Origin of the sequence: Paludisphaera borealis (assembly GCF_001956985.1) — a bacterium.
In the GTDB taxonomy this organism is placed as follows: Bacteria; Planctomycetota; Planctomycetia; order Isosphaerales; family Isosphaeraceae; genus Paludisphaera; species Paludisphaera borealis.
Window position 1 is genome coordinate 4,350,214 of record NZ_CP019082.1, and the last position, 21,570, is coordinate 4,371,783.

18 protein-coding genes are annotated in these 21,570 nt (G+C 66.2%); 7 read left to right on the forward strand and 11 right to left on the reverse strand.

Features of this window, described 5'->3' with window-relative positions; all coding sequences use genetic code 11:
* Positions 1-425: 425 nt before the first annotated feature.
* From guaB to phoU, 3 genes are all read left to right on the forward strand, one after another.
* Positions 426-1,934 carry an IMP dehydrogenase gene (guaB, locus tag BSF38_RS16965; RefSeq protein ID WP_076347560.1) on the forward strand — a complete coding sequence of 503 codons (1,509 nt, stop codon included), beginning with the start codon at positions 426-428 and terminating at the stop codon, positions 1,932-1,934.
* 273 nt (positions 1,935-2,207) lie between these two features.
* A complete protein-coding gene (locus tag BSF38_RS16970; RefSeq protein WP_145952181.1) occupies positions 2,208-4,571 on the forward strand; it encodes a hypothetical protein in 2,364 nt (787 codons plus the stop codon).
* A gap of 275 nt (positions 4,572-4,846) precedes the next feature.
* Positions 4,847-5,599, forward strand: coding sequence for a phosphate signaling complex protein PhoU (gene phoU / locus BSF38_RS16975; protein WP_076347564.1), 753 nt, complete (start codon positions 4,847-4,849; stop codon positions 5,597-5,599).
* On the opposite strand, the gene BSF38_RS16980 is transcribed toward phoU, so the two are convergent.
* The 5 genes from BSF38_RS16980 to BSF38_RS17000 form a co-directional block, all read right to left on the reverse strand.
* Positions 5,583-6,575, reverse strand: a complete 993-nt coding sequence (locus BSF38_RS16980; protein ID WP_076347566.1) for a GNAT family N-acetyltransferase — start codon at positions 6,573-6,575, stop codon at positions 5,583-5,585. The two genes, phoU and BSF38_RS16980, sit on opposite strands and share 17 nt — an antisense overlap.
* Positions 6,576-6,628: 53 nt before the next feature.
* On the reverse strand, positions 6,629-7,534 hold the full coding sequence (locus BSF38_RS16985) for an aldo/keto reductase (RefSeq protein WP_076347567.1): 906 nt from the start codon (positions 7,532-7,534) through the stop codon (positions 6,629-6,631).
* Between the two features lie 400 nt (positions 7,535-7,934).
* A complete protein-coding gene (locus BSF38_RS16990; protein WP_145952182.1) occupies positions 7,935-8,516 on the reverse strand; it encodes a hypothetical protein in 582 nt (193 codons plus the stop codon).
* Between the two features lie 354 nt (positions 8,517-8,870).
* A complete protein-coding gene (locus BSF38_RS16995) occupies positions 8,871-9,101 on the reverse strand; it encodes a type II toxin-antitoxin system VapC family toxin (RefSeq protein WP_076347571.1) in 231 nt (76 codons plus the stop codon).
* 106 nt (positions 9,102-9,207) lie between these two features.
* Entirely contained in the window at positions 9,208-9,522 is a 315-nt protein-coding gene (locus BSF38_RS17000; RefSeq protein WP_145952183.1) for a hypothetical protein, read from the reverse strand.
* A gap of 186 nt (positions 9,523-9,708) precedes the next feature.
* Here BSF38_RS17000 and BSF38_RS17005 point away from each other — a divergent pair, with 186 nt between their 5' ends.
* Positions 9,709-10,302, forward strand: coding sequence for a riboflavin synthase (locus BSF38_RS17005; protein WP_076347575.1), 594 nt, complete (start codon positions 9,709-9,711; stop codon positions 10,300-10,302).
* 25 nt (positions 10,303-10,327) lie between these two features.
* Positions 10,328-11,275 (forward strand): 16S rRNA (adenine(1518)-N(6)/adenine(1519)-N(6))-dimethyltransferase RsmA, encoded by a 948-nt coding sequence (gene rsmA / locus BSF38_RS17010; RefSeq protein WP_076347577.1) that lies wholly within the window; start codon positions 10,328-10,330, stop codon positions 11,273-11,275.
* 93 nt (positions 11,276-11,368) lie between these two features.
* On the opposite strand, the gene BSF38_RS17015 is transcribed toward rsmA, so the two are convergent.
* From BSF38_RS17015 to dinD, 3 genes are read right to left on the reverse strand one after another with little or no spacing between them, the layout of a single operon-like run.
* Positions 11,369-11,713, reverse strand: a complete 345-nt coding sequence (locus BSF38_RS17015) for a HepT-like ribonuclease domain-containing protein (protein ID WP_076347579.1) — start codon at positions 11,711-11,713, stop codon at positions 11,369-11,371.
* The gene (locus BSF38_RS17020; protein ID WP_076347581.1) at positions 11,703-11,996 is read right to left on the reverse strand and encodes a nucleotidyltransferase family protein; all 294 of its coding nucleotides are present in this window, start codon (positions 11,994-11,996) and stop codon (positions 11,703-11,705) included. The genes BSF38_RS17015 and BSF38_RS17020 overlap by 11 nt, the downstream gene beginning before the upstream one ends.
* Positions 11,997-12,000: 4 nt before the next feature.
* A complete protein-coding gene (gene dinD, locus BSF38_RS17025) occupies positions 12,001-12,909 on the reverse strand; it encodes a DNA damage-inducible protein D (RefSeq protein ID WP_076347583.1) in 909 nt (302 codons plus the stop codon).
* A gap of 284 nt (positions 12,910-13,193) precedes the next feature.
* On the opposite strand from dinD, the gene BSF38_RS30380 reads away from it, so the two are divergent.
* Complete coding sequence (locus tag BSF38_RS30380) at positions 13,194-13,448, forward strand: DUF1016 N-terminal domain-containing protein (RefSeq protein WP_076347585.1); 255 nt, start codon at positions 13,194-13,196, stop codon at positions 13,446-13,448.
* Between the two features lie 7 nt (positions 13,449-13,455).
* Here BSF38_RS30380 and BSF38_RS30770 read toward each other — a convergent pair whose 3' ends face one another.
* From BSF38_RS30770 to BSF38_RS17040, 3 genes are all read right to left on the reverse strand, one after another.
* Positions 13,456-14,664, reverse strand: coding sequence for a hypothetical protein (locus BSF38_RS30770; RefSeq protein WP_145952184.1), 1,209 nt, complete (start codon positions 14,662-14,664; stop codon positions 13,456-13,458).
* Between the two features lie 646 nt (positions 14,665-15,310).
* Positions 15,311-15,883 (reverse strand): hypothetical protein, encoded by a 573-nt coding sequence (locus BSF38_RS17035; RefSeq protein ID WP_076347587.1) that lies wholly within the window; start codon positions 15,881-15,883, stop codon positions 15,311-15,313.
* A 39-nt stretch (positions 15,884-15,922) separates the two neighbouring features.
* Positions 15,923-19,120 (reverse strand): DUF1553 domain-containing protein, encoded by a 3,198-nt coding sequence (locus tag BSF38_RS17040; protein ID WP_076347589.1) that lies wholly within the window; start codon positions 19,118-19,120, stop codon positions 15,923-15,925.
* 265 nt (positions 19,121-19,385) lie between these two features.
* Between BSF38_RS17040 and BSF38_RS17045 the strand changes: the two genes are divergently transcribed.
* On the forward strand, positions 19,386-21,434 hold the full coding sequence (locus BSF38_RS17045; protein ID WP_168189398.1) for a sigma-70 family RNA polymerase sigma factor: 2,049 nt from the start codon (positions 19,386-19,388) through the stop codon (positions 21,432-21,434).
* Positions 21,435-21,570: the final 136 nt, after the last annotated feature.

Here is a 21,570-nt window from a genome sequence, read left to right on the forward strand (position 1 = left end):
ACGAACCCAAGCTCGCCGGGGCGGGAAGGCGGGGGACCGACGCGCGAAATCGGGGGGGCTTTCGAGCCGAACGAACCCAAACTCGCCGGAAATTCAAGATGCTTCCGGGAAACAGGTTGCGACGGATGAGCGAGGCGGCTCGGGGCTGCGAACGAACCCAATTCCGGGAGCCGGGACGATGGTCGGGGCGGGGGGCGGATCGCGGTCGTCGGTCGAGGGACTCGCGGCGGTTGGTCTTGTCGTTTTTGCCGGCTGAGGGTTTAATGTCGAAGGAAAGGCACCCGAACCCACCGACCGCGATTGACGCCGCAAGCCTGACCAGAATTCCCACGTCTCGTCCGTCTTGTTTCGTCAATCTTCAGATCGCGTCGCATCGTGCGGCGTCGTTCGGCCTATTGGTCGGGCCTGAAGAGGAGCTTTTCCCGATGCACGACCGCATCGCCTATCAAGGCATCACCTTCGACGACATCCTGCTCGAGCCGGGATACTCCGAATACCTCCCTCGCGAAGTCGACGTCCGCACCCAGCTCACGGCCAAGATCGCGCTGAATCTGCCGATCTTGTCGTCGCCGATGGACACGGTGACCGAGTCGGAACTGGCGATCGCGCTGGCCCAGGAGGGGGGGCTCGGCGTGATCCACAAGAACATGTCGGTCGAGGAGCAGACCCGCGAGGTCGACATCGTCAAGCGGTCGGAGAACGGCATCATCGTCGATCCGATCACCCTGCCCCCCGACGCCACGGTGGCCGAGGCGCGGCACATCATGAACGGGCACAACATCTCGGGCGTGCCGATCACCGTCAACGGCAAGCTCCGGGGGATCTTGACCCGCCGCGACCTGCGGTTCCTCGAATCGAACGAGCTGCGGATCGAGGAGGTCATGACCAAGACCAACCTCGTCACCGCGCCGGCCGACACCAGCCTGGAAGAGGCGGATCGGATTTTAACGAAGAATAAGGTCGAGAAACTTCTCCTGGTTGACGATGAATACCGACTGAAGGGACTCATCACGATCAAGGACATCGACAAGCTGCACCGCTATCCCAACGCTTGCAAGGACGCCCGAGGGCGGTTGCGGGTGGGGGCTGCGGTGGGGGTTTACGACTACGAGCGGATCGCATCGCTGCTCGAAGCCGACGTCGACGTTCTGATCGTGGACTCGGCGCACGGCCACAGCAAGAACGTGGTGGAGACCGTGCAGCGGATCAAGCGTGAATTCGACATCCAGGTGGTGGCGGGCAACGTGGCGACCGCGGAGGGTGCCAAGGCGCTCGCCGACGCCGGGGCCGACGCGGTGAAGGTGGGGATCGGGCCGGGCTCGATCTGCACGACGCGGGTGGTCTCGGGCGTGGGCGTTCCCCAGATGACGGCCGTCGCCAACGCGGCCAAGGCCCTCGGAGGCAAGATCCCAGTCATCGCCGACGGCGGAATCCGCTACTCGGGCGACATCAGCAAGGCGATCGCCGGCGGGGCCCACTGCGTCATGATCGGCGGCCTGTTCGCCGGCCTGGCCGAGAGCCCGGGCGACACGATCATCTACCGGGGGAGAAGCTTCAAGACCTATCGCGGCATGGGCTCGATCGGCGCCATGGCCAAGGGGTCGCACGAGCGATACCGCCAGGAGGCCACGGTCAAGACCGTCGAGGGCAAGCCCAGCCCCACGCAGAAACTGGTTCCCGAGGGGGTCGAGGGCCGGGTCCCCTACAAGGGCCCGCTCGCCGAATTCGTCTTTCAGCTCGTCGGCGGCCTGCGGGCCGGGATGGGCTACTGCGGCACGCGGACGATCGAGGAGCTTCGCACTCAGAGCCGGTTCATCCAGGTGACCGCGGCCTCAGTGCAGGAAGGTCACCCGCATGACATCGCCATCACCCAGGAAGCCCCCAATTATTCCAGCTACTCCGGCGAGAACGACGGCGGTCGAACCTCGGTCTAAGCCGCCGTCGCATCATAAAATCAGAGCGACCGTCCCGGATCGTCGGGAAGGTCTCAAGTCGAGCTGTCAGATTAGGAGGCGGAGCGCCGGGCGGATCGTTCGCCGGGCGCTTCGAGTCGAGGTTACTCACGAAGGATTCGTGAGAATCGATGGGTTCGGCGACGGGCCGGAGCCGACGCGACGCGTCGGCGAAGGTCTGCTCGCGAGCCGAGGCCGCGTGGGGGTCGACCCCGCGTCGCCGCGGCGAGTTCAAGGAAAGCAAGGAGGCGTGGCTTGCGTCGCACAACTTCGGCATTGACCACGACGATCCTTGGGGCCGTCCTGTCGGCCTCAACGGTCTCGGCTCAGCAGTCCCTGCCGTCGGCGAGCGCCCGGCGCGCCGGAAACGCGGCGACGGCGGCCGCGCCCGGGTCCGCGACCGGGTCGAATACGGCCGTCGACGATCCCAGTTTCGGAATGGCCGCCGCGCGGGGGCCTCGCTACCTCCTCCGCAACGGCCTCGACTACATCGATTACCAGGAATTCGACCGGGCCCTCAAGTACCTCCGCGAGGCCGAGAAGCGGCAGGTGGAACTTGGACCCGCCGAGAAGCTCAAGCTCAAGCAGGCGATCGAACGAGCCCAGCGCGGGCTTCGTGAATCGATCGGCTCGGAGGCGCCGTACGCCCTGAGCAGCCGAAGCCGGCGGCCGGGAGGCGTCGTCGCCGCCGCGTCCGACACGAGGATCGCCGCCGCCGCCCCCGTCCCCGCGCGGACGTCGTCGGCGAGGGCGAACCGTCGCGAGGGCGACGACCGCGGCGAGCCGATCCGCCTGGCGGCCGTCGAGGTGCCGGCCGAGAGCGAGGCCGCGGCCCTGGCCCCCGCCGAGCCCTCGCCGCTGCCGGAAATCCCCCAGCAGCCCGAGATGCCCCGGCTCGACGTCGTCAACGACCGCGCCGAACCGGCGATCATGAGGCCGGCCGATGCGCCGACCGCCCCGGTCGTGTCCCGGATCAGCCCGGGCGACGCGAGGACGATCCCGGCCTCCACCTCCAAGCCGGCCGCCGACGCCGTGGCGGCCCAGGCCGATCTCACGACGCCGTTCCCCGACCTCGACGCCGCCGGACCGGCCTCCACGCCCGCGCTGAAGTCGCCGGCGCCGGCGACGGCGACGACGCTCGTCGACGAGGGCGTGACGCTCTCGACGGCCGCGCCGGAGCCCACCGCCCCGACGGCCCCGGCCCCGGCCATGATCACCCTGGAGACGCCCGCCGAGGCCGCCGCGCCGTCGCGGCCCGCGCCCGTCTCCGCTCCGGCTCCGGCCTCGGCCCCGCAGCCGCTGGAGGTCGAGCCGATGGCCCTGCCTCCGCTGGGGGCCGCGACGGCTCTGGAGGCCGACAAGCCGGCCGCCGAGCCCGAGGCGCCCCGGGTGGCCGTCGCGCCCGCTCCCGCTCCCGCCGCCGCCGATCTGGACCTTCCCTCGCTGCCGACCGACATCCAGGAGCGAGGACGCGATTCGGCCGCCCCGACCCAGCCCAAGGAAGCCGACGCGACCGCGCAGCCGCTGCCGGACGCCGCCGACGACCTTCCCACGCTCCCCGGCGGCCCCTCCGGCGGCCCGGCGGAGGAGGCCCCGGCCGTCGCTCCCCCGGCCGGCTCGCTGAATCGTCGGGCTGAGGCGGTTCCGGCCGAAGCCGAACCGGTTCCGGTCCCGGTCGAAGTCCCCGCGCAAGAGCCGGCCGCCGAGCCCGTTCCGGCCCCGGCCCAGGACGCCCCCGTCGCGGCCCCGGTAGCCGATCCCGTCGCGGCCCCGGTAGCCGATCCCGTTGCGGCTCCGGTAGCCGATCCCGTTGCGGCCCCGGTACAAGAGCCGGCCGCCCCGGTCGCGGCTCCGGTGCAAGAGACGCCCGCCCCGGTCGCGGCCCCGGCGTTTGATCCGGCTCAGGAGGCCGTCGCTCCCCGGGCGCCGGCTGTGGCGACTCGCAACCGCGGGGTGGTTGAGCGGTCGGAATCGCTGCTGCCTCCTCGCGCCAACCCGGTTTCCACCCTGACCCCCGAGCTTCAGAACCGGGTCGACGAGGTGGCGAGGAAGATGGAGGACGAGTACCGGATCAGCCAGGCCCAGCCTCAGCCGGCCGCGCCGCCGGCCGAGAAGGGGCCCAACGACCTGGCGTCGGACCTGCGGAGCCAGACCCAGATCGACATCAGCCGAGCCCCCAGCCCGGCCGAGGCCCGTCCCATCCGCGCCATCCCCGTCCCCGAAGACTGGGTGCCCGTCGGCGCCCGCGAGTGGAGCGCCCAGCGCAAGTACTGGGCCGCCGCCGCGACCTGCCACCTGCCCCTGTACTTCCAGGACCCCATGCTCGAACGCTACGGGCACAGCGTCGAGAACTTCCTCGGTCCCAAGGGTCGGTTCCTCGCCTACCCGGTCGACAAGCATACCCAGACCACCCAGCGGAACCAGATCGCCCAGCCGTTCTTCTCGATGGGTCTGTTCGCCGGCCAGATCCTGGCGTTGCCGTACAACCTGATCATGGACCCCCCATGGGAAGCCCAGTACGACCTCGGCTACTGGCGCCCGGGCGACAAGATCCCGACCGACATGTACTACCTGCCGCTGCACGGCACCGGCCCCCCGCTCAGAGGCCGCCAGTATTGATTTGATCTGCCTTGAGCCGATTTGAGCGAAAACACGAGGGCGGGCGCGGGGCGAGTCGAATCAACCCCGCGCCCGCCCTCGGTCTCGTTCCCGTGTTCGCAGGTGACGCGTGTTGCTTCGATCAATTGTGAATTTACCGTTAGTTTTGCGGCTTGCTGGTTGTGGGGGGGCGTTGGATCTCGTACTCTGAAAGGTAAGGAAGGGAGACGACGCTCGACTCCCGCTTTTACGGGGCGTCGCCGCCCCGCGCGTCCAGCCAAGCGAGGAGCCGGCAAATGTCAGACGATACCACGGCCGCGACTTCCGCCTGGAGCTGGGACGAGGAACGGGTCACGATCGGCCGCCATTTCCTTCGCGACCTGGAAGGGCTCTGGTCCGAGGTCCTCAAGCTGGCGGCGGTGGTCGAGGAGGCGCTCGATCAGAGCCTCAGCGCCCTTTGCGAGGGCCGGGTCGACCTGGCTGACGAGATCCGCCGCCAGAAGCCGGCCGTCGACCGCTGGGAGGTCGCGATCGAGCGGGAATGCGTCCGGGTGCTGGCCCTCCACCAGCCGGTCGCCTCCGACCTCCGCCGGGTGGCCGCCGTGCTCAAGATCAACGGCGACCTCGAACGCCTGGCCGAGCTCGCCCGCCACATCGCCAAGCGGGTCAAGAAGCTCGCGGCCGATCCCCACGCCTTCCCGATCCCCCAGCCCCTGGAAGACCTCGCCCTCGCGGCGCTCGCCCAGGTCCACCACAGCCTCGACGCCCTCGCCCGCGCCGACGTCCACAACGCCCAGGCCGTCATCAAGGCCGACCAGACGGTCGACCGCTGCTACCGCGCCGTGATCCGGGGCCTGAAGCAGGACATCATCGACAACCCCGATCGTATCGACACCTGGTTGCGCTTCGTCAACACCGCGCGGAACCTGGAACGGATCGCCGACCACGGCGCCCGGATCGCCGAGGCCGTCGTCTACCTCAAGGAAGGCGAGATCCTCCCCAACCCCGGCGGCGCTCTCAAGCCCGGCGGCGTCAGCCCTCGCTCGTGACGCAAGGCGGTCGCTCGTCCCGGTTCGGGAACACCGCCAGATGGACCGCGCGGCGGTCGTGGGGGACGAAGCCGGTGCGGCCGTAGAGCTTGACGGCCGGGCGGTTGCGGACGTCGACGGCCAGTTCGAGCGAGCCGGCGTGCGGCCGCGCCAGGTCGAGGGCGTGGGCGATCGCCTGGGTGCCCAGGCCGTGGCCTCGGGCTTCGGGGGTCAGGCCGAGGTAGACGACCTCCCAGGCTTCGCGGTCGATCGCGGCGGCGAGCATCAGGACGGCGGCCTCGTCGGGACGGCCCGGCACGCGGCCCAGCAGCCATTGCTCGGGGACGAACCGGCCCGCGCCCCGGTGCCCGTCCAGGGTGTCGTCGAGCGTCCGCGCGCCCTCCAGTTCGGGCATATCCAGGCTCCCCGCGTAGGTCGCCTCCACGACCCGCCGAAAGTCGTCGTCGTCGACCTCGCCCAGCCCCTGCCACGCGAGCCGGCGGTCGGTCTCGGCGGGGATCAGGGGCGTCGCCGTGTCGCGGTGCAGGTAGAGCAGGTCGGTGATCCGGGGCATGCCGCCGCGCGCCAGGTCGGCGGCGTTGCGGGGGCTGGACGACTCGTCGAGCACCGCCTGGGCGATCGCGAACCCCCGGGCCTTGTAGGCCTCGAGCGCCTCGTGGACCAGTTGGGCGGCGATCTCGGCCCGGCGCCACGACGGCCGGACCTCCGGCGCCCAGATCGCGGCGGCCCGACCGTTGAGCCCCTGCGTCATGAGCGCCGCCACGATCCGCCCCGGCCCGTTCGCGGTCAACCCCCAGCCTCGACGCCTGGCGATCCAGAGGCCGGAGAGGTCGACGAGGCCGCGGTCGCCGTCGTTGAGGATCTCGGCGATCAGCGAGCCGCGGAGCGCCCGCGGCAGGTTCTGATACAAGACCTCGAGCGCCGGCCGGCGGTCTTCGAGAGGGCAGGGGAGGACCTGAAGACCGGGGACAACCACGCCGAAATCCCCCCGCCCGCCCTTGAGAGCTTCATTTCGATCACGTTCCGGCGTCAGGCCTTGAGGAACGCGATGGCGTCGGTGGTGCGCTTGAGGATGTCGTCGACCTGATCGGTGTTCTCGAAGCCGATGATGAAGGAGTCGACCGAGCCCAGGCCCAGGACGAAGCGGAGCGATTCGTCCTTGCCTTCGGGGGTGGTGATCCGGCCTTCGCCGAGGATCTTCATGCCGATGACCCCCTTGCCGGCGTTGTGCATCTCTTCGAGAACCGAGGCGACCTCGTCGGGCTTCTTGTCGTCCATGATCAGCCCCTGGGGGTTGATCCGGGCCAGGTTGACCTCGACGAACGGGGTCTTGGACGAGTGCCGCAGCGGGTCCATGCCGTGGTTGCTGGTGCCGTGGGCGCGGATCAGCTTCTCCTGCTTGGCCTGCATCAGGTATTCCATCGCCCCCTGGTGCTCGGCGGTCCAGCCGTCCTTGGTCATGCAGTGCAGCAGGACGATGTCGATGTAGTCGACGCCCAACTCCATGCGGTAGCGGTCCAGGTGGTCGCGGGTGGTGATCGCGTCGGTGGCGTGGGTCTTGGTCTGGATCACGTACTGGTCGCGGGGGACGCCCTTGAGGGCCTCGCGGAGATACACGTGCGAGCCGTACTGGTCGGCCACGTCGAAGAAGTTGACGCCGTGGTCGAGCGCGTGGCGGACGACCTTGGTGAAGCCCTTGACCCCCAGCTTGGTCTGCTTGCTCGATTGGCCCGAACCGACGCTGCCGGTCCCCATCCCCACCAGCGAGACCTGGACGCCGCTCTTGCCGAGCGCCACCTTGGCCGTCGGCCCGGCGGGCAGCTCGCGCTTGGCGCGGACCGCGCCGGCCGCGAAGGCCGAACCGGACGCCGTCAGGACCGCGCTCGCGGCCGTCGCCTGAGCCAGAAAATCACGACGATTCAGAGGAGGCGTCATGAGCGGAATCTCCCGATGTCTCGGTTGGAGTTGGGATGCGCGATCCCGAACGGACCACGACCCGTCGAGCGACGGTCGCGAACGGCTTTCGATTCTATCGGAACACCAGCCCTGCTACTATAGATTCCCACTCGGGGATGTTGAAGCAGTCGCGCCGGGCGCTGGAACGTGCTGGGGGCCGTCCACGAGCAACATCCGGACGGAGTCGTGATCGCCGATCGAGGACGACGCCTGGCTCGACGAACGATCGATCGCCGGCCTTATGGCGACCCCGGAAGGCCGAGGCATGAGCTTACGCCGGCCCTCAAAGGCCCATGGGATTGGTCCGCCGAGGGCGAGCATTGTATGAGAATCAGCTGCCGTGGCGGGCCGTGTACGCTGCGGCGCGAGGTTAGGCGGCTCACCCACTCGCTGTGCCAACGTCATTCACGAACATACGGAGAATGTCACCCGTCTTGAATCCCTGATTCTTGTGACCCAGATCCCTGCGCATCGCCAGAATGAGTTGTTCAAGATCGACCAAAATTTTACTCGACTCAGACTGTTGCTCCGCGTTCATTGAGGAATAGCGAAACTTCACCCATGCGGCGATTACTTCATCCGATCCCCAAACCATCATGCGCTGTGTATACTCTGAAAGGAACCGGATGACCTCCTCGTCAGAGAGGGGCGTGTCGCCTGCCTTACCGGAAAACAAGTACTTCAGCCAGAATTTGATAAAGTCCTCGTATACAGGGATTTTCCTCTCGCGATGTTCCTTTGTGATCAGTGTAAGAGCCTCAAGCCGCTTTCCAACAACCACGGTGAGAACTGAGACCGTTACAGTTGCGAATGCCGCCACGATAGCTGCTGCGATGTTCGGATTCAGCCCGGCAAACGTGGAGATCAGATAGTGGCCGAGCCAGATTAACCCCGAAACGATCAGACTGAGGAGCACAAGGCCAAGAAGGGCATTCCAAATCGTCGATCTTTCGTTGGGCAATGATTCTCTCCTCCTCCGACTAACGCCAAGGATCAGCGGATCGACCCGCCGAGATACACCTTGATGTTATCAAAAAACGTCACGGCGAGGAAGTGACCCGGCGTCAAGAAGCCCGGTCTCAGTTCGGCTATCCTTGAGAGAAAGAATACCGACACATGAACTGCTCAAAAAATACGCCTCGACAACCACTCAATCCTCGCCAAATCTCCCATTTTCATGGGTTCGGGTGCCGCCAGAATGGCGGCATGACGGCTGACACCGGGATTTGTCCGGCGGGGCCGAGAAGGTCGCCCGGGGCTATGGCTTTGAGTTCGGCTCGGAGTTGATGGAATGAGGAAGTGGGGGTGGATTGGCTCACGTCAGAACCTCGACGGTAATGGCGGCGCACCCGGCTAGCGGGCCGTCGTTGGTCAGGAACAGGCCGCAGCCGTGTTCGAGGGCGGCGGCAAGGTGCAAGGCGTCGGGGAGCTTGATTTTCAGGGCCGAAGCGACTCGGATTTCGGCGGCGCGCTCGCAGACGGCGGCGGTCATCGGCAGCATCTCCACGGCCGAACTCGAAAAGAACCGTTGATAATCCGCCAGCACGGCGGCGTCTCCGTCGTTGAGCGGGCCAATCGAGTCACGATCTTCGGGGGCCAGAGCGGATTCTTCTCGACCAGATAGATGACGCAGTTCGTATCGAGACAGATCTTCATGGGTGCTGCTCGCGCAGGCGACGGGATTCCTCCCGAAGCCGCTCGATAGCCTGGAGGCGCTCCTCCCAGTGTTCCCTCGTCTCTCGGCGTTCCGCTTCGACTTGCTCGGCGGAGCGTGGTACGAAGCCCCTCGCCTTCTGACCCGCCCAGATCGACTGCATCATGTCCCAGAACGGATCGCCCTGCGGCAGGCTGGACAGGGGTTGCACGATGATCTGGACTCGACCGGCGGGCAGCCTTGCCGGTTCGTCGAGCACCAACGTCCCGTCGGCTTGAACCGTCCCCTCGATCACGATCTCGTGTGGATTCACGGGAGATCTCCTTTGGATGAGCATGCCCATGATTCTAGCCGAAGAGCCGCCCCTCGGTCCAAGTTTCGAGTCCGTCTTGCGGTGTGGGATGTTCCCTCGCTTGCGCTTCGGGCTTGTATTCGAAGAGGGTGGGGCGGAAGCTGGAGTGGAGGCCATTTGAACGGGAATCTCCCTTGGAGCGACGGTGTGTTCACGGGATTGGTTGAGGCGATGGGTCGGATCGAGCGGACGGCCGATGAAGACGCGGGCAAGCGGTTGACGATCACCTGGCCGGGGCTCGACGGGGTGCTCGCCCTGGGCGAGAGTGTGGCGATCAACGGTTGCTGCCTGTCGGTGGTCGCGGCCGGGCCCGACGTGTTCGAGGTCCAGGCGGGGCCCGAGACCCTCTTGCGGACGAACCTGGGGGCGAAGAAGCCGGGCGACGCCGTGAACCTGGAGCGCGCGGTGCGCGTCGGCGACCGGCTCGGCGGCCACTTCGTCCAGGGGCACGTCGACGCCACGGCCGTCGTACGCGACCGCCGCCGCGAGGGGGAGTGGGAGTTCTTCGCGTTCAACATCGACCCGGCCTGGACCGTGCTGATGGTCCCCAAGGGCTCGATCGCCGTCGACGGCGTCAGCCTGACGCTGGTGGACGTCGAGACCGACGGCTTCTCGATCATGCTCATCCCCCACACCCTGGCCGCCACCACCTTCGGGCTCCTCGAACCCGGCGCCCGCGTCAACGTCGAAACCGACGTCCTCGCCAAACACGTGCAAAAACTGCTCGGACAATCTCGCTAATCCCTCTTCACGATTCGATATATTGATGTCCACGCCTCCGACCCGTCAGACCCAGTCGTACCTTCGCGGCCTGTTCGCCCAGCGCGGGCTGTCGCCACGGCACCGGCTCGGTCAAAACTTCCTGATCGACCTGAATCTGCACGACGTGATCGCCGAAACGGCGGTGGTCGGGCCGGGCGACCTGGTGCTCGAAGTGGGCACCGGCGCGGGGGCTCTCACCAGCCTGATGGCCGAACGCGGCGCGGAGGTGCTGGCCGTCGAGCTTGATCCGGGCATGTTCGAGCTGGCGCGCGAGGCGACCGCCGGGGCGAAGGTGCGGATCTTGAACGTCGACGCCCTGGCGGGCAAGCACGCGATCGAGCCCCAGGTGCTCGACGCCCTCCGCGAGGCGCGCGGGGCCGAGAACCGGCCGTACAAGCTGGTGGCGAACCTGCCGTACAACATCGCCACCCCCTTGATCATGAACCTGCTGGTCGACGACGCGATCCGGCCCGAGCTGATGGTGGTGACGATCCAGAAGGAGCTGGCCGAGCGGATGACGGCCGCCGCGGCGACCTCCGACCACGGGGCGCTCTCGGTCTTGATCCAGGCCCTCGCCGACGTCGAGATCGCGCGGATTTTGCCTCCGTCGGTCTTCTGGCCGCGTCCCAAGGTGGAGTCGGCCGTCGTATCGATCCGGCCCGTCCCCGAGCGTCGCGAGGCGATCGGCGACCTCGCCTGGTTCCACCGGATCGTCCGCGAAGTCTTCCTCTACCGCCGCAAGAACCTCCGCCACGTCCTCAGCGGCGTCGAACGCGACCGCTGGACCAAGGCCGACGTCGACGTCCTCCTCGCCTCCCTCGGCCTCGACGGCCGCCTCCGCGCCGAAGCCCTTCAAGTCGACGAATGGATCACCCTGACCAAAGCCCTCAAAGCCCAATGGCCGGACGCCCCGCCGCCCGAGATCGAGGCCGTGGACGAGGACGACGAGTAACCGGGCCTCCGCCGTCGAATCGCGACGCCTCCGGCAACCGCCGCTAGAGGATTGTTTGACGGCGCGGAGTCCGCCTCAGGCCGGCCTTCCCGTTTATGGCCGGCCTTCATCCTTGAAGGCTTGGAGCGTCCGCAGCAGTTCGGGGATCTTCGTCTCGATGGCGTTCCAGACGATGTCGTCGTCGACCCGGTAGTACACGTGCGAGATCCAGTCGCGCATCCCGGCGATCTTCTTCCACTCGACGCCCGGCATCGCGGCTCGCACGTCGTCGGGCAGGTGTTTCGTCGCTTCCCCGATCACCTCGAGGTTGCGCAAGACCGCGTCCATGACGAGTTCCAGCTCGACCAACTGCTCCTGATTCATCCCCGAGGTGAATCGGAGGATCTTCTCGCAGCATTCGATGATGTCGTCGATCCGCTGCTCGTGGTTACGGGACAAGGATGGCCTCCTTGTGGATTTTCGCTTCCATCGCGGGGCGCAGGCATTTCGGCGTGAGCAGGTCCACCCGCCTCCCGAACAGATCCTCCAGGTCGAGCTTCAGGCCCATGAAGTCGTCGAAAGTGGCCTTGCCCTCGAACGTGACGAGGATGTCCACGTCGCTGTCCTCCCGCTCGTCGCCCCGCGCCATCGAACCGAAGACGGCAAGCGACTTGACCCCGTAACGCCGACGCAGGGCGGGGGCTTCGGCTTTCAGGCGTTCGAGTAAGGTTTGGCGGTCCATGTCGTCAGACCTCGGGTAGTGCTTCCGGCGTGTGGGCTTCTGGCTCGCCCGCCGCGCCGAGGAGCCCCTGGGCGTCGGGGCCGTCGAGGACCAGCTTGGGCTTGGCGCGTTTCAGTCGCTTCTCGACTGCCTTGATGGGCTCGGCGGGCGGGATGTTCTCAGGCGGCGTGCCGCCGATCCGCTGGATGGCGGCGCGGACCTCCTTGCCTACATTTTCATGGGTCTGGATGGCCCGCTGCTCGGTCTTGACCCCGTCCCTCGCCAGCTTCTCACGGGTCTGGGTCATGCGGAACTGGTTCGCGGCCAGCTCGGTCGCGTCCATCCGGTCCATCAGTTGGTCTTTGGCGGGAACGCCCTTCCGCTTCTTGATCGCCTCGTTGCCGAGCCCGCCGTACATCCCCTTGTATCCGGCGTCGTGGAAAATGCCGAACATCGGGTTGCTCACGCCCGCCCGTCGAGCCGCGCCGGAGAGGTTCTTGAATTGCTCGGCCGCCTGTCGTCGCAACTCCAGCCGCTCGACGTCGGCGGCGTGGGCGTCGGAAAGCTCCTGGCGGCGGGCCTGGATCGCGAAATACCGCTGGGCCTGGGCGATCTCGGGTTTCCGGGGGTCGCCGTTTTGCGCGATCAGGTAGCAGGCGAACCGGGACAGGTGGTAATCGGTAACGACCTGGACGGCCCCCTTGCCGCCCGTGATCGGTTTGCCGGCGCTGGCAAAGTGATGGTCGCAGTCGTTACCCGATTGCTCGCACGAGGTTTGCGCCTTCTTGACGGCGTTCTCGAACCGCCGCCACTGGTCGTACCCCAGAAGCGGCTGGATGTCGCGGGCGCTCCAGTATTCGGCCCCGTGCTCGTTGGCCTGCTTCATGTCTTCAAACGACTTGCCGCCGATGGCGGGAACCTGCTCATCGCTCATGACCGTCTCCTTTGACGGAGTTAGACCCATCGCCGCCTCATTGTGAACAAAAGATTCGTCATTTGCCACGCGACCTTGGAACTAGACAAGCTGGAAGTTCGCTGAGGGCGGTTCGCGACATTTCCATCGACACGTCGCACAGGGCAGCGCCGTGTTGTACCTTTAAGTATGGCGAAGAAGCGAGCGAAGCGTGAGGCCCTGCCGGGTGGGACGAGACCCAAGGATTCGACCCCGGCCAAGCTGATTGCGGACCTCCGTGCGCTGATCGAGTCTACGCGGGCGGGGTGGCCCAGGCCGTCAACTCGGCTCTAGTCGCCCTCTATTGGCAGGTTGGGACCCGAATACGGACGGACGTGCTTCACAACCGGCGCGCCGGTTACGGGGAAAAGATTTTGCCGACACTGTCGGCAAAATTGGTTCCCGAGTACGGCCAGGGGTTCAGCGAGCGAAATCTGGCCCGCATGGTTCGTTTTGTCGAGTGCTTGCTGCCGGCTCCCAGACCATCGCCGTGTTTTCACGACGACCCGCATGAACCATGATTGGCCCCTAAATCGCGATCGAATACTCCAGTCGTGTCGATCTAGCGGGAATTTGGTTAGCCGATCCACCATCGTTTCTGAATACACTTCCTTGCGAGCTTCTAGTCATAAGCAAATTTGCATTCATTGGCTGCGAATCAAGCTCGACGGGAACTTCAGGGCTCTCATGGGTCGAGATCATGGGAGCATTCGCGCCCGTTGATTGTCCCAACTCCGTGATCTGGTTTAGATCAAATCGAAAGACTCCATCGACACACAGCGTGAGCAGCCATCTATCATGAACAATAACACATTCAATAGCTTCTTTTGACATCACACGAACTCTCGATTGTTCAAGAGGATTCACTTCATTAAGGAATGTCCTGGCCAAATTCACGTAAACGTAAATTCCCAAACTAGTAACCACTACAATATGATCGCCCGAGCGCATTACGGAATATGCAACACCTTTAATCCCTTCGACCTGAACGACCAAGGGATTCATGTCTTTCGTCAAGTCTTGGATGAGGTGGAGCTTAAGGTCACTGGTTAACATCGCAGCAGCGTAAGGCCGGAGACTATCACCGACACCGCATAACGACACAAAATCTGAGGCAAATCCATCGCTGTATTGATAGAATCCCAATACATGAACCTCGTGACTCTGGTCGACGGAAATGACTTGGAAACCACTTGAACGCCCGGCGCACGCCCAAAGTTCGGTGCCATCGGCAATCCCGACATAGGTCATTCTGTAGAAAACCTTGCCTAGTGTCCGAACATGTAATTTATCTTTGGATTGACGCGACCACCCCCCGATCTCTGGTCGATATGAGACTATCCCATCTAGGCCCATCGGCACCATAAACCCGCCCCACCGTGTCGAATAGATGCCATGGCCTCCAGACTCATCACAGATCGTATCCTTACGCGTATAATCGAGTGACCAGCGGTGAATTACGGTCCTGTCCGGAGTAGTGATGCCCATGCTTCGGGATGAGGCATCGTGGGCAAATGCCATTCCGTTTACACCGTAGCCGGATCTGTCGCTCGGGAAATATGAGCTGAAGGGCGGCGATGGCTCGCCCAATTCTACGTTGATCTGGCCGTCCTCATCGGCATAAGCAAATGCTCTGCCTCTGAACCAAGGGATTTCGCTAAGATGGGTGACGGTGCCCCCCGGAAGATTGAGTTTCCACTGGGATATAGGTCGTCCGTTGGAGCCTCTTGTTGTCATATGTTGTCTCCTTTTTGAAGTCTAATGCTATCTCGATTGCTGAGGACCTTCCCGTCGACCATTTTACGGAATACAGCCTTTTCGGGCCTATAATCCTGTCTGGCTCTGTTAGTCGGCTCTTCCGTAATGACAGGCCAGAGAGGATGGCCATGCCACGTGTTACCTGCTGTGGGTCGCCAAAAGCGAGCGAGTTGCTCATGACATGCGCCGAGTTCTAGAATTCTTTCATTGACTTCGTCCTTCCGGACGTTGTAGAGATTTCCTTCTGTGTCACTAATATCCAGCTGTGCCGCTCTTTCAAAAATCGAGAATTCTTCTTGCTGCCAAACGTCGGCCCGCCATTTTGAATCGGTCTTGTTGCCCGCTCCATGATGTTTGGGAGAAAAAAATAAATATAACCATGTTTCTCTGTTGGATCAGGCCAGCAATCGTGAGAGGAATCTCTTGGCGTCGACGCCTCGTTCGCTCGCAGGCTACTTCGGCTCATATCATTGCCCTCTGGATGTGTTAAGAGGTCGGTAAGCCATCGTGAATTCCGAACGATTGTTGGAATACGCGATCCCGCGCATCCATGTTAACGCTAATCAACTTAAACGCACAAGTTGTCATCGCCATGGCCTCACTACGTGCTTGAAGCCCTCCCGCGCTACGGCTGCTTCGTCTGCGTCGGGAAGATGGCCGGGCGGATGTGGCGGCGGCCGTCGGCGGCGCGGGTGTCGCGGAGGACGAAGGCGGCGCGGTCGGTGAGCGAGTCCCATACCTTCGCCAGCTCGGCGAGGGCGGTGTCGGGGTGCGCGAGCGCCCGGTCGACGTCCTGGAGCAGCTCGGCTCGCAGGTCCTTCATCTGGTCGACCGAGAGCAGGTTGGAGTCGGTGACGGTGACGATCAAGGCGTGGGTGCGCTTCACGGCGTCTTCCCAGTCGTCGCGGGCGATTCCGGGGGGATCGAGGGTCGCCATCGCGTCGATCACCGGGGCGACTTGTCGGGTGCCGAACGCGGCGCGCACCAGGTATTGCGACCGCCACTGGTGGAACATCACGTACAGGCCGCCCCAGAGCACGGCGACGCCCAACGCGGTCAGCAGCACGAACCGACGGCCCGATCGCTCGCGGCCGCCGGGCGCGGGCGGCCTGCGGAACGCCAGGTCCGCCAGGTCGTCGAACCGGTGCGAAGGGTGGGAAACGTAGCCGTTTTGACGCCCGTTCGGTGTGGTCGCCATGGGTGGGTCGAGTCGTGTAAGGAGTTACGGAGGGCGGAATCAACGATTCATGACGGTCTCATCATAATTGAGCAACGCCTGGGCGACGATCGTCAGCGCGGCGGCCTCGGCGGGGTCGACGCCGGGGGCGCGGGGGGCGTCGCCGACGGCCAGCAGCTTGTCGGCGTCGGCCCGGCCGGATCGGAACTCGTCGTATTGCTCGCGGTAGAGCGATTCCAGGGTCGCCAGCTCGCGGTCGTCGGGCCGGCGGCCGGTCAGGACGCGGACGAGGAAGACGAGGCGGTCGGACAGGTTCGGGCCCCCCTCGCGGGTCGCGCGCTCGGCCAGCACCCGGGCGGCCTCGACGTACTGGGTGTCGTTGAGCAGCACGAGCGCCTGGAGCGGCGTGGCGGTGGGCAGGCGCTTGACGGCGCAGACCTCGCGGTTGGCGGCGTCGAACGTGAGCATCGCGGGGGGGGGCGAGGTCCGCTTCCAGTACGTGTACATGCTGCGGCGGTGGCTGCCGGCGCCGACGTCGCGGACGTAGGGGATGTTCGACTTCTCCTCCCACAAGCCGGCCGGCTGGAACGGCTTGACCGACGGCCCGCCGATCACGTCGACGAGCTGGCCGGAGGCCGCCAGCGCGGCGTCGCGGACCATCTCGGCCGGCAGCCGGTACCGAGGGCCGTGGGCGAGCAGCACGTTGTCGGGATCGCGGGCGTACAGCTCGGGCGAGGCGTCGGAGCTTTGCCGGTAGGTCGCCGAGGTGACCATCAGCCGCCAGACCCGCTTGACGTCCCACCCCGAATCGACCAGCTCGCGCGCCAGCCAGTCGAGCAACGCCGGGTGCGAGGGGAGCATCCCCTGGCTGCCGAAGTCCTCGGGAGTCGCCACCAGCCCTCGGCCGAAGACCGACTGCCACCAGCGGTTGACCGTCACCCGGGCGGTGAGCGGGTGCCGCGGGTCGGTCAGCCAGCGCGCCAGGCCGAGGCGGTTCCTGGGGGCGTCGGCCGGGAACGCCAGCAGGCTGGCCGGCGTGCGCGGCGAGACTTGCTCGCCGGGCGCGTCGTACGCGCCTCGACGGAGCACGAACGTCGGCCGGGGCGTCGGCAGCTCCTTCATCACCATGATCTCGGCCATCGAATCGACCAGCCCGCTTCGTTCCTTGCGGAGCCCTTCGAGAGCGGCCAGCCGGCCCTTGTAGTCGGCGTCGAAGTTCGCCAGGTAGTAGGCGAAGAGGGAATCGCGATCGGCGTCGGTGAGGGTCTTGGGATCAACGGTCAAATGCTTTTCGATCGACGACGGGTCGGAAAGCTGGGCGGCCTCGACGGCCGTGAGCGCGCGGTTGAAGACCTGGACCTCGTCGACCTCGCCGTTCTTGAAACCTCGGTCGCGGAACCGCTGGCCGATGACCAGGTCGTCGCCGCCGCCGCCGGTGATGTTCTTCGTCAGCTTGTCGCGGACGACCTCGCGGGGGGCCGGCTTACCATCGACGTAGAGGATCAGGCCGTCGGCCCGACTCGACCCGTCGTACGTCAGCGCGACGTGGACCCATTTGTTGATCGGTAGGGGATCGCGGGCGGCAATCCCGATCGCGTTGCCGGGCCAGAAGTGGACGAGGGCGGCGGTGAGCTTGCCGTCCTCGATCAGGATCTGATAACCCCGGCTGCCGGCGTCGGTCCAGGCCATCGACCGCCGCAGCACCACGGCGCGGTCCTTGACGTCGGGCGTTTTGATCCAGAGCCCGAGCGAGAACGGCTGATAGCGGTCGAAATTGCCGAGCGGCAGCGTGACGCTGTTCTCGCCGTCGAACTTCAGCGCGCGGCCGACGCGACCCTCGACCGGCGCGGGGGCCTCGGCGACCGTCGCGGGCTTCGCGGCGTCGGCCCGGTTGACGGTCTTGCCGCCGTCGACCGCGTCGAGCGGGAAGTCGCCGATCCGGCCGGCGAGGGCGGGCGCGGGGGCCTTGCGATCGACCGACTTCAACCACGCTTCGAAGGCGGGACGGCGGGCCTCGGCCTGGTCGTGGAGGTCGGCCTCGGCGGATTGAAGCCGCTTCTCGACGTCGGCGACGGCCCGCTCGCGGTCGGCCTCGGTCAGCCGGAGCGTGGGGGTGGGGACGGCGTCGGTGAAGTGCGAATACAGGCCCGATTCGTCGATGTTGTTGAAGAAGCTGAACAGCGAGTAGAACTCGTTCTGCGTGATCGGGTCGTACTTGTGCGTATGGCACCGGGCGCATTCGAGCGTGAGGCCGAGGAACGCCGAACCGAACGTGATGGTGCGGTCGGCGACGTACTCGGTGCGCCACTCCTCCTCGATCGAGCCCCCTTCGTTGGTCTGGCGGTGGTGGCGGTTGAAGGCCGTGGCCAGCACCTGCTCGCGCGAGGGCCGTGGCGCGAGGTCGCCGGCGAGCTGCCAGGAGATGAACTTGTCATAAGGTAAGTTGGTGTTGAAGGCGTTGACGACCCAGTCGCGCCAGGGCCACATGGCGCGGTAGACGTCGGCCTGGTAGCCGAAGGTGTCGGCGTATCGGGCGACGTCGAGCCAGTCGACGGCCATCCGCTCGCCGAACCGGGGCGAGGCCAGCAGCCGGTCGACGAGCCGCTCGTAGGCGTCGGGCCGGGCGTCGGCGACGAACGCGTCGATCGCGTCGAGCGACGGCGGCAGGCCGGTCAGATCGAAGCTCAGCCGCCGGATCAGCCGCTCGCGCGTGGCCTCGGGGGCGAGGCCCAGCCCTTCGGCTTCAAGCCGGGCGATCACGAACCGGTCGATCGGGTTGACGATCCGGCCGGCCGCGGCGACTTCCGGGGGGGCGATCCGGGCCGGCGTGATGAACGCCCAGTGGTCTTTCCACTCGGCCCCTTCCTCGATCCACCGCTTGAGCAGCTCGACCTCGCTCGGGGAGAGGCTCCGCCCGAGCGACTTCGGCGGCATCCGCTCGTCCTCGTCGTCGCTGGTGATCCGCGCGATCAGCTCGCTGTCGTCGAGGTTCCCCGGCACGACGGCCCGGATTCCGCTCTTGGTCTCGCTGGTCGCGCCCGCCAGCTCGTCGAGTCGCAGCCCGGCCTTCTGGTTCTTGGGGTCGGGGCCGTGGCAGTGGAAACACTTGTCCGAGAGGATCGGCCGGATCTCGTAGTTGAAATCGACCTTCGGCCGGGGCTTGGGTTCGTCGGCGATCGTCGGCGCGCCGGCGAGCGCTCCGAGCCACAGGATTCCCAGGATCGCCCCACGGAGGAACCGGCGTGATCGTGGATTCATTCCCAATCGCCTCGGGCGTGACGCCTCAAGCCGCCGCCGTCGCCCTGGACCGTTCCGAGACGCCGGGCGCGCCGGGGTGTTTAACACTGTTCCATCATTGTGACGCCTTGCGCCGGTCCAAGGCCAGAGCATTCTCGTTCGCTGCGTCTTCCTCGACTCGGGAGCCATGGCGTCGCGGTCGAAAAAATTCGACGGAGATGGACCCAAACGGGGCTCCGGCAGCGGTATTCTGAGGAGACGCGAACCGAGCGACGGGGGGCCGACGATGGCAAAGAGCGGTAAGGGGCTCGTGCTTCAGGATTTGGATCGTCTCTTCCGCCGCGGGACCGTTCCGTCCGGGGACGGCGCCCTGCTCGACAGCTTCTTGACCCGGGGGGACGAATCGGCCTTCGAGGCGCTGGTGGGTCGTCACGGGCCAATGGTCCGGGGCGTCTGCCGGCGGCTGCTGGCCAGCCCCCACGACGCGGACGACGTGTTCCAGGCGACGTTCCTCGTCCTGGTGCGGAAGGGGAGGCGGCTGCGCGACCCCGACCGCCTGGGGCCTTGGCTGCACGGGGTGGCGACGCGCGAGGCTCTCAAGGCCCGCGCCGCTCGCCGCGCGGATCGGACGATCCCCGACGTTCCTTCCCGCGAGGGAGGGAACGCCGAATGGTCCGACGTGATGCCGATCATCGACGCCGAACTGGCCCGGCTGCCGGCGAAGCACCGCGAGGTGCTCGTCACGTGCCTGCTCGACGGCGCGACGGCCGAAGAGGCGTCGCATCGGCTCGCCTGCCCGGTCGGGACCGTCAAGAGCCGCCTGGCCCGCGCCCGCGAGGCCCTGCGCGTCCGCCTGACGAGCCGAGGCGTCGCCCCGGCCGTCGCCGTCGCGGCCCTGACGTCCGCCGACGCGTTCGCGTCTCCCGTCTCGTCCACCCTGATCCGCGCGACCCTGAAGGCGGCGGCGTCCCACGCCGCCGAATCGGGCGTCGTCTCACTCATCACGGGAGTCGCACCAACCATGATCTCGAAATCGACCCTATCGGCTCTGGTTCTCATCGGCGTCAGCGTCGTCGGGCTCGGCGCCGCGGCCTGGATCAAGCCGTCGCTGGCCCAGATCCAACAGCCGTCGTCCGGAGCCCGGCCGCAAGGGGCGGCCACGGCTCCCGGCGAAACGGAAGCATCGCGCGTCCAGGCGCGGAACCTCAAAGAGATCCTCCTCGCCTCGCACGGTTACGCCGCGGCGAACAATTGCTTCCCACAGCCGGCGATCTACGGCGACGGCAACCAACCGCTTCTGAGCTGGCGCGTCGCGATCCTGCCCTACCTCGGTCAGAACGAGTTGTATCAGCAATTTCATCTGAATGAGACGTGGGACAGCCCGCACAACAAGGCGCTGATCAACCGCATGCCCGCCGTCTTCGAGACCCCCGCCGCCCCCGCGCCCAAGGGACAAACCCGGTTCCGAGGCTTCGCCGGCAAGGGCTCCGTCTTCGACCCGGAATTCACTTCCGACGCCGGCCAGAATGCGGGCGCGATGGGCGGCGGCATGGGCAGCATGATGGGCGGAGGCGGCCAGAGCGAAATGATGAGCAGCATGATGGGCGGGATGATGAGGGGGCGGATGGGCGGCGGCACGGCAGCCGTGAAGCAGGGCGTCGATCAGCGAAACGTCGACCGCGCCAAGCAGCAGGAGGAAGCCCGCAGTCGCGAGACGGACGCACCGGCCGATGACTCGAATCGACAGCAACAGCCTCCCAGGGGAACCGATCAGCGCGTCCCTCAGCCTGGAGCAAGCTCGGTCGAGCCCGAAGCCGGCGGCGGGGCGGCCGCGATGGGAAGCGGGATGATGGGTGGCATGATGGGAATGGAAATGGGATCGGCTTCGTCGGCCGTCGTCCGCAGAGGCGTCCGCATCGCGGACATCACCGATGGCACGTCGAACACGGTGTTCATCGCCGTGGCCCGCGACGCGACCCCCTGGACGAAGCCGAACGAGCTGCCGTTCGTCCCCGACCAGGACCTTCCGGCGCTGGACGACGGCGACCCGAGAGGGTACGTCCTGGGCATGTGCGATGGAACGGTCCGTCTGCTCAAGAAGGACGGCCCAAGCCTGCACCGCGTCTTGACCGCCCTGATCACCCGGTCCAGCGGCGAGGTCGTCTCCTCGGACGTCTATCACCACGTGGGCGGTCCGTCCGGCGCCGCTTCCCCGCTCGCTGCGCGTGCGAACCCGCCGGCCGCCGAGGCGCCCGGATCGGCGTCGATGGAAGAGCGGATGCGGACGGTCGAGGAGAAGCTCGACCGACTCCTGGAAAAGCTCGACGCGAAATAGCGCGGTGAATTTCGTCCTTCCGAGTTCCCACGAGAACTTCGCGGCGAACTTCGGCGTGGAAATCAGGCCCATTCGACAAGATCACCAGCGCCTCACTTTTCGAGGGCTGTGCAGTCACTATGATGGGTGCTGGTGA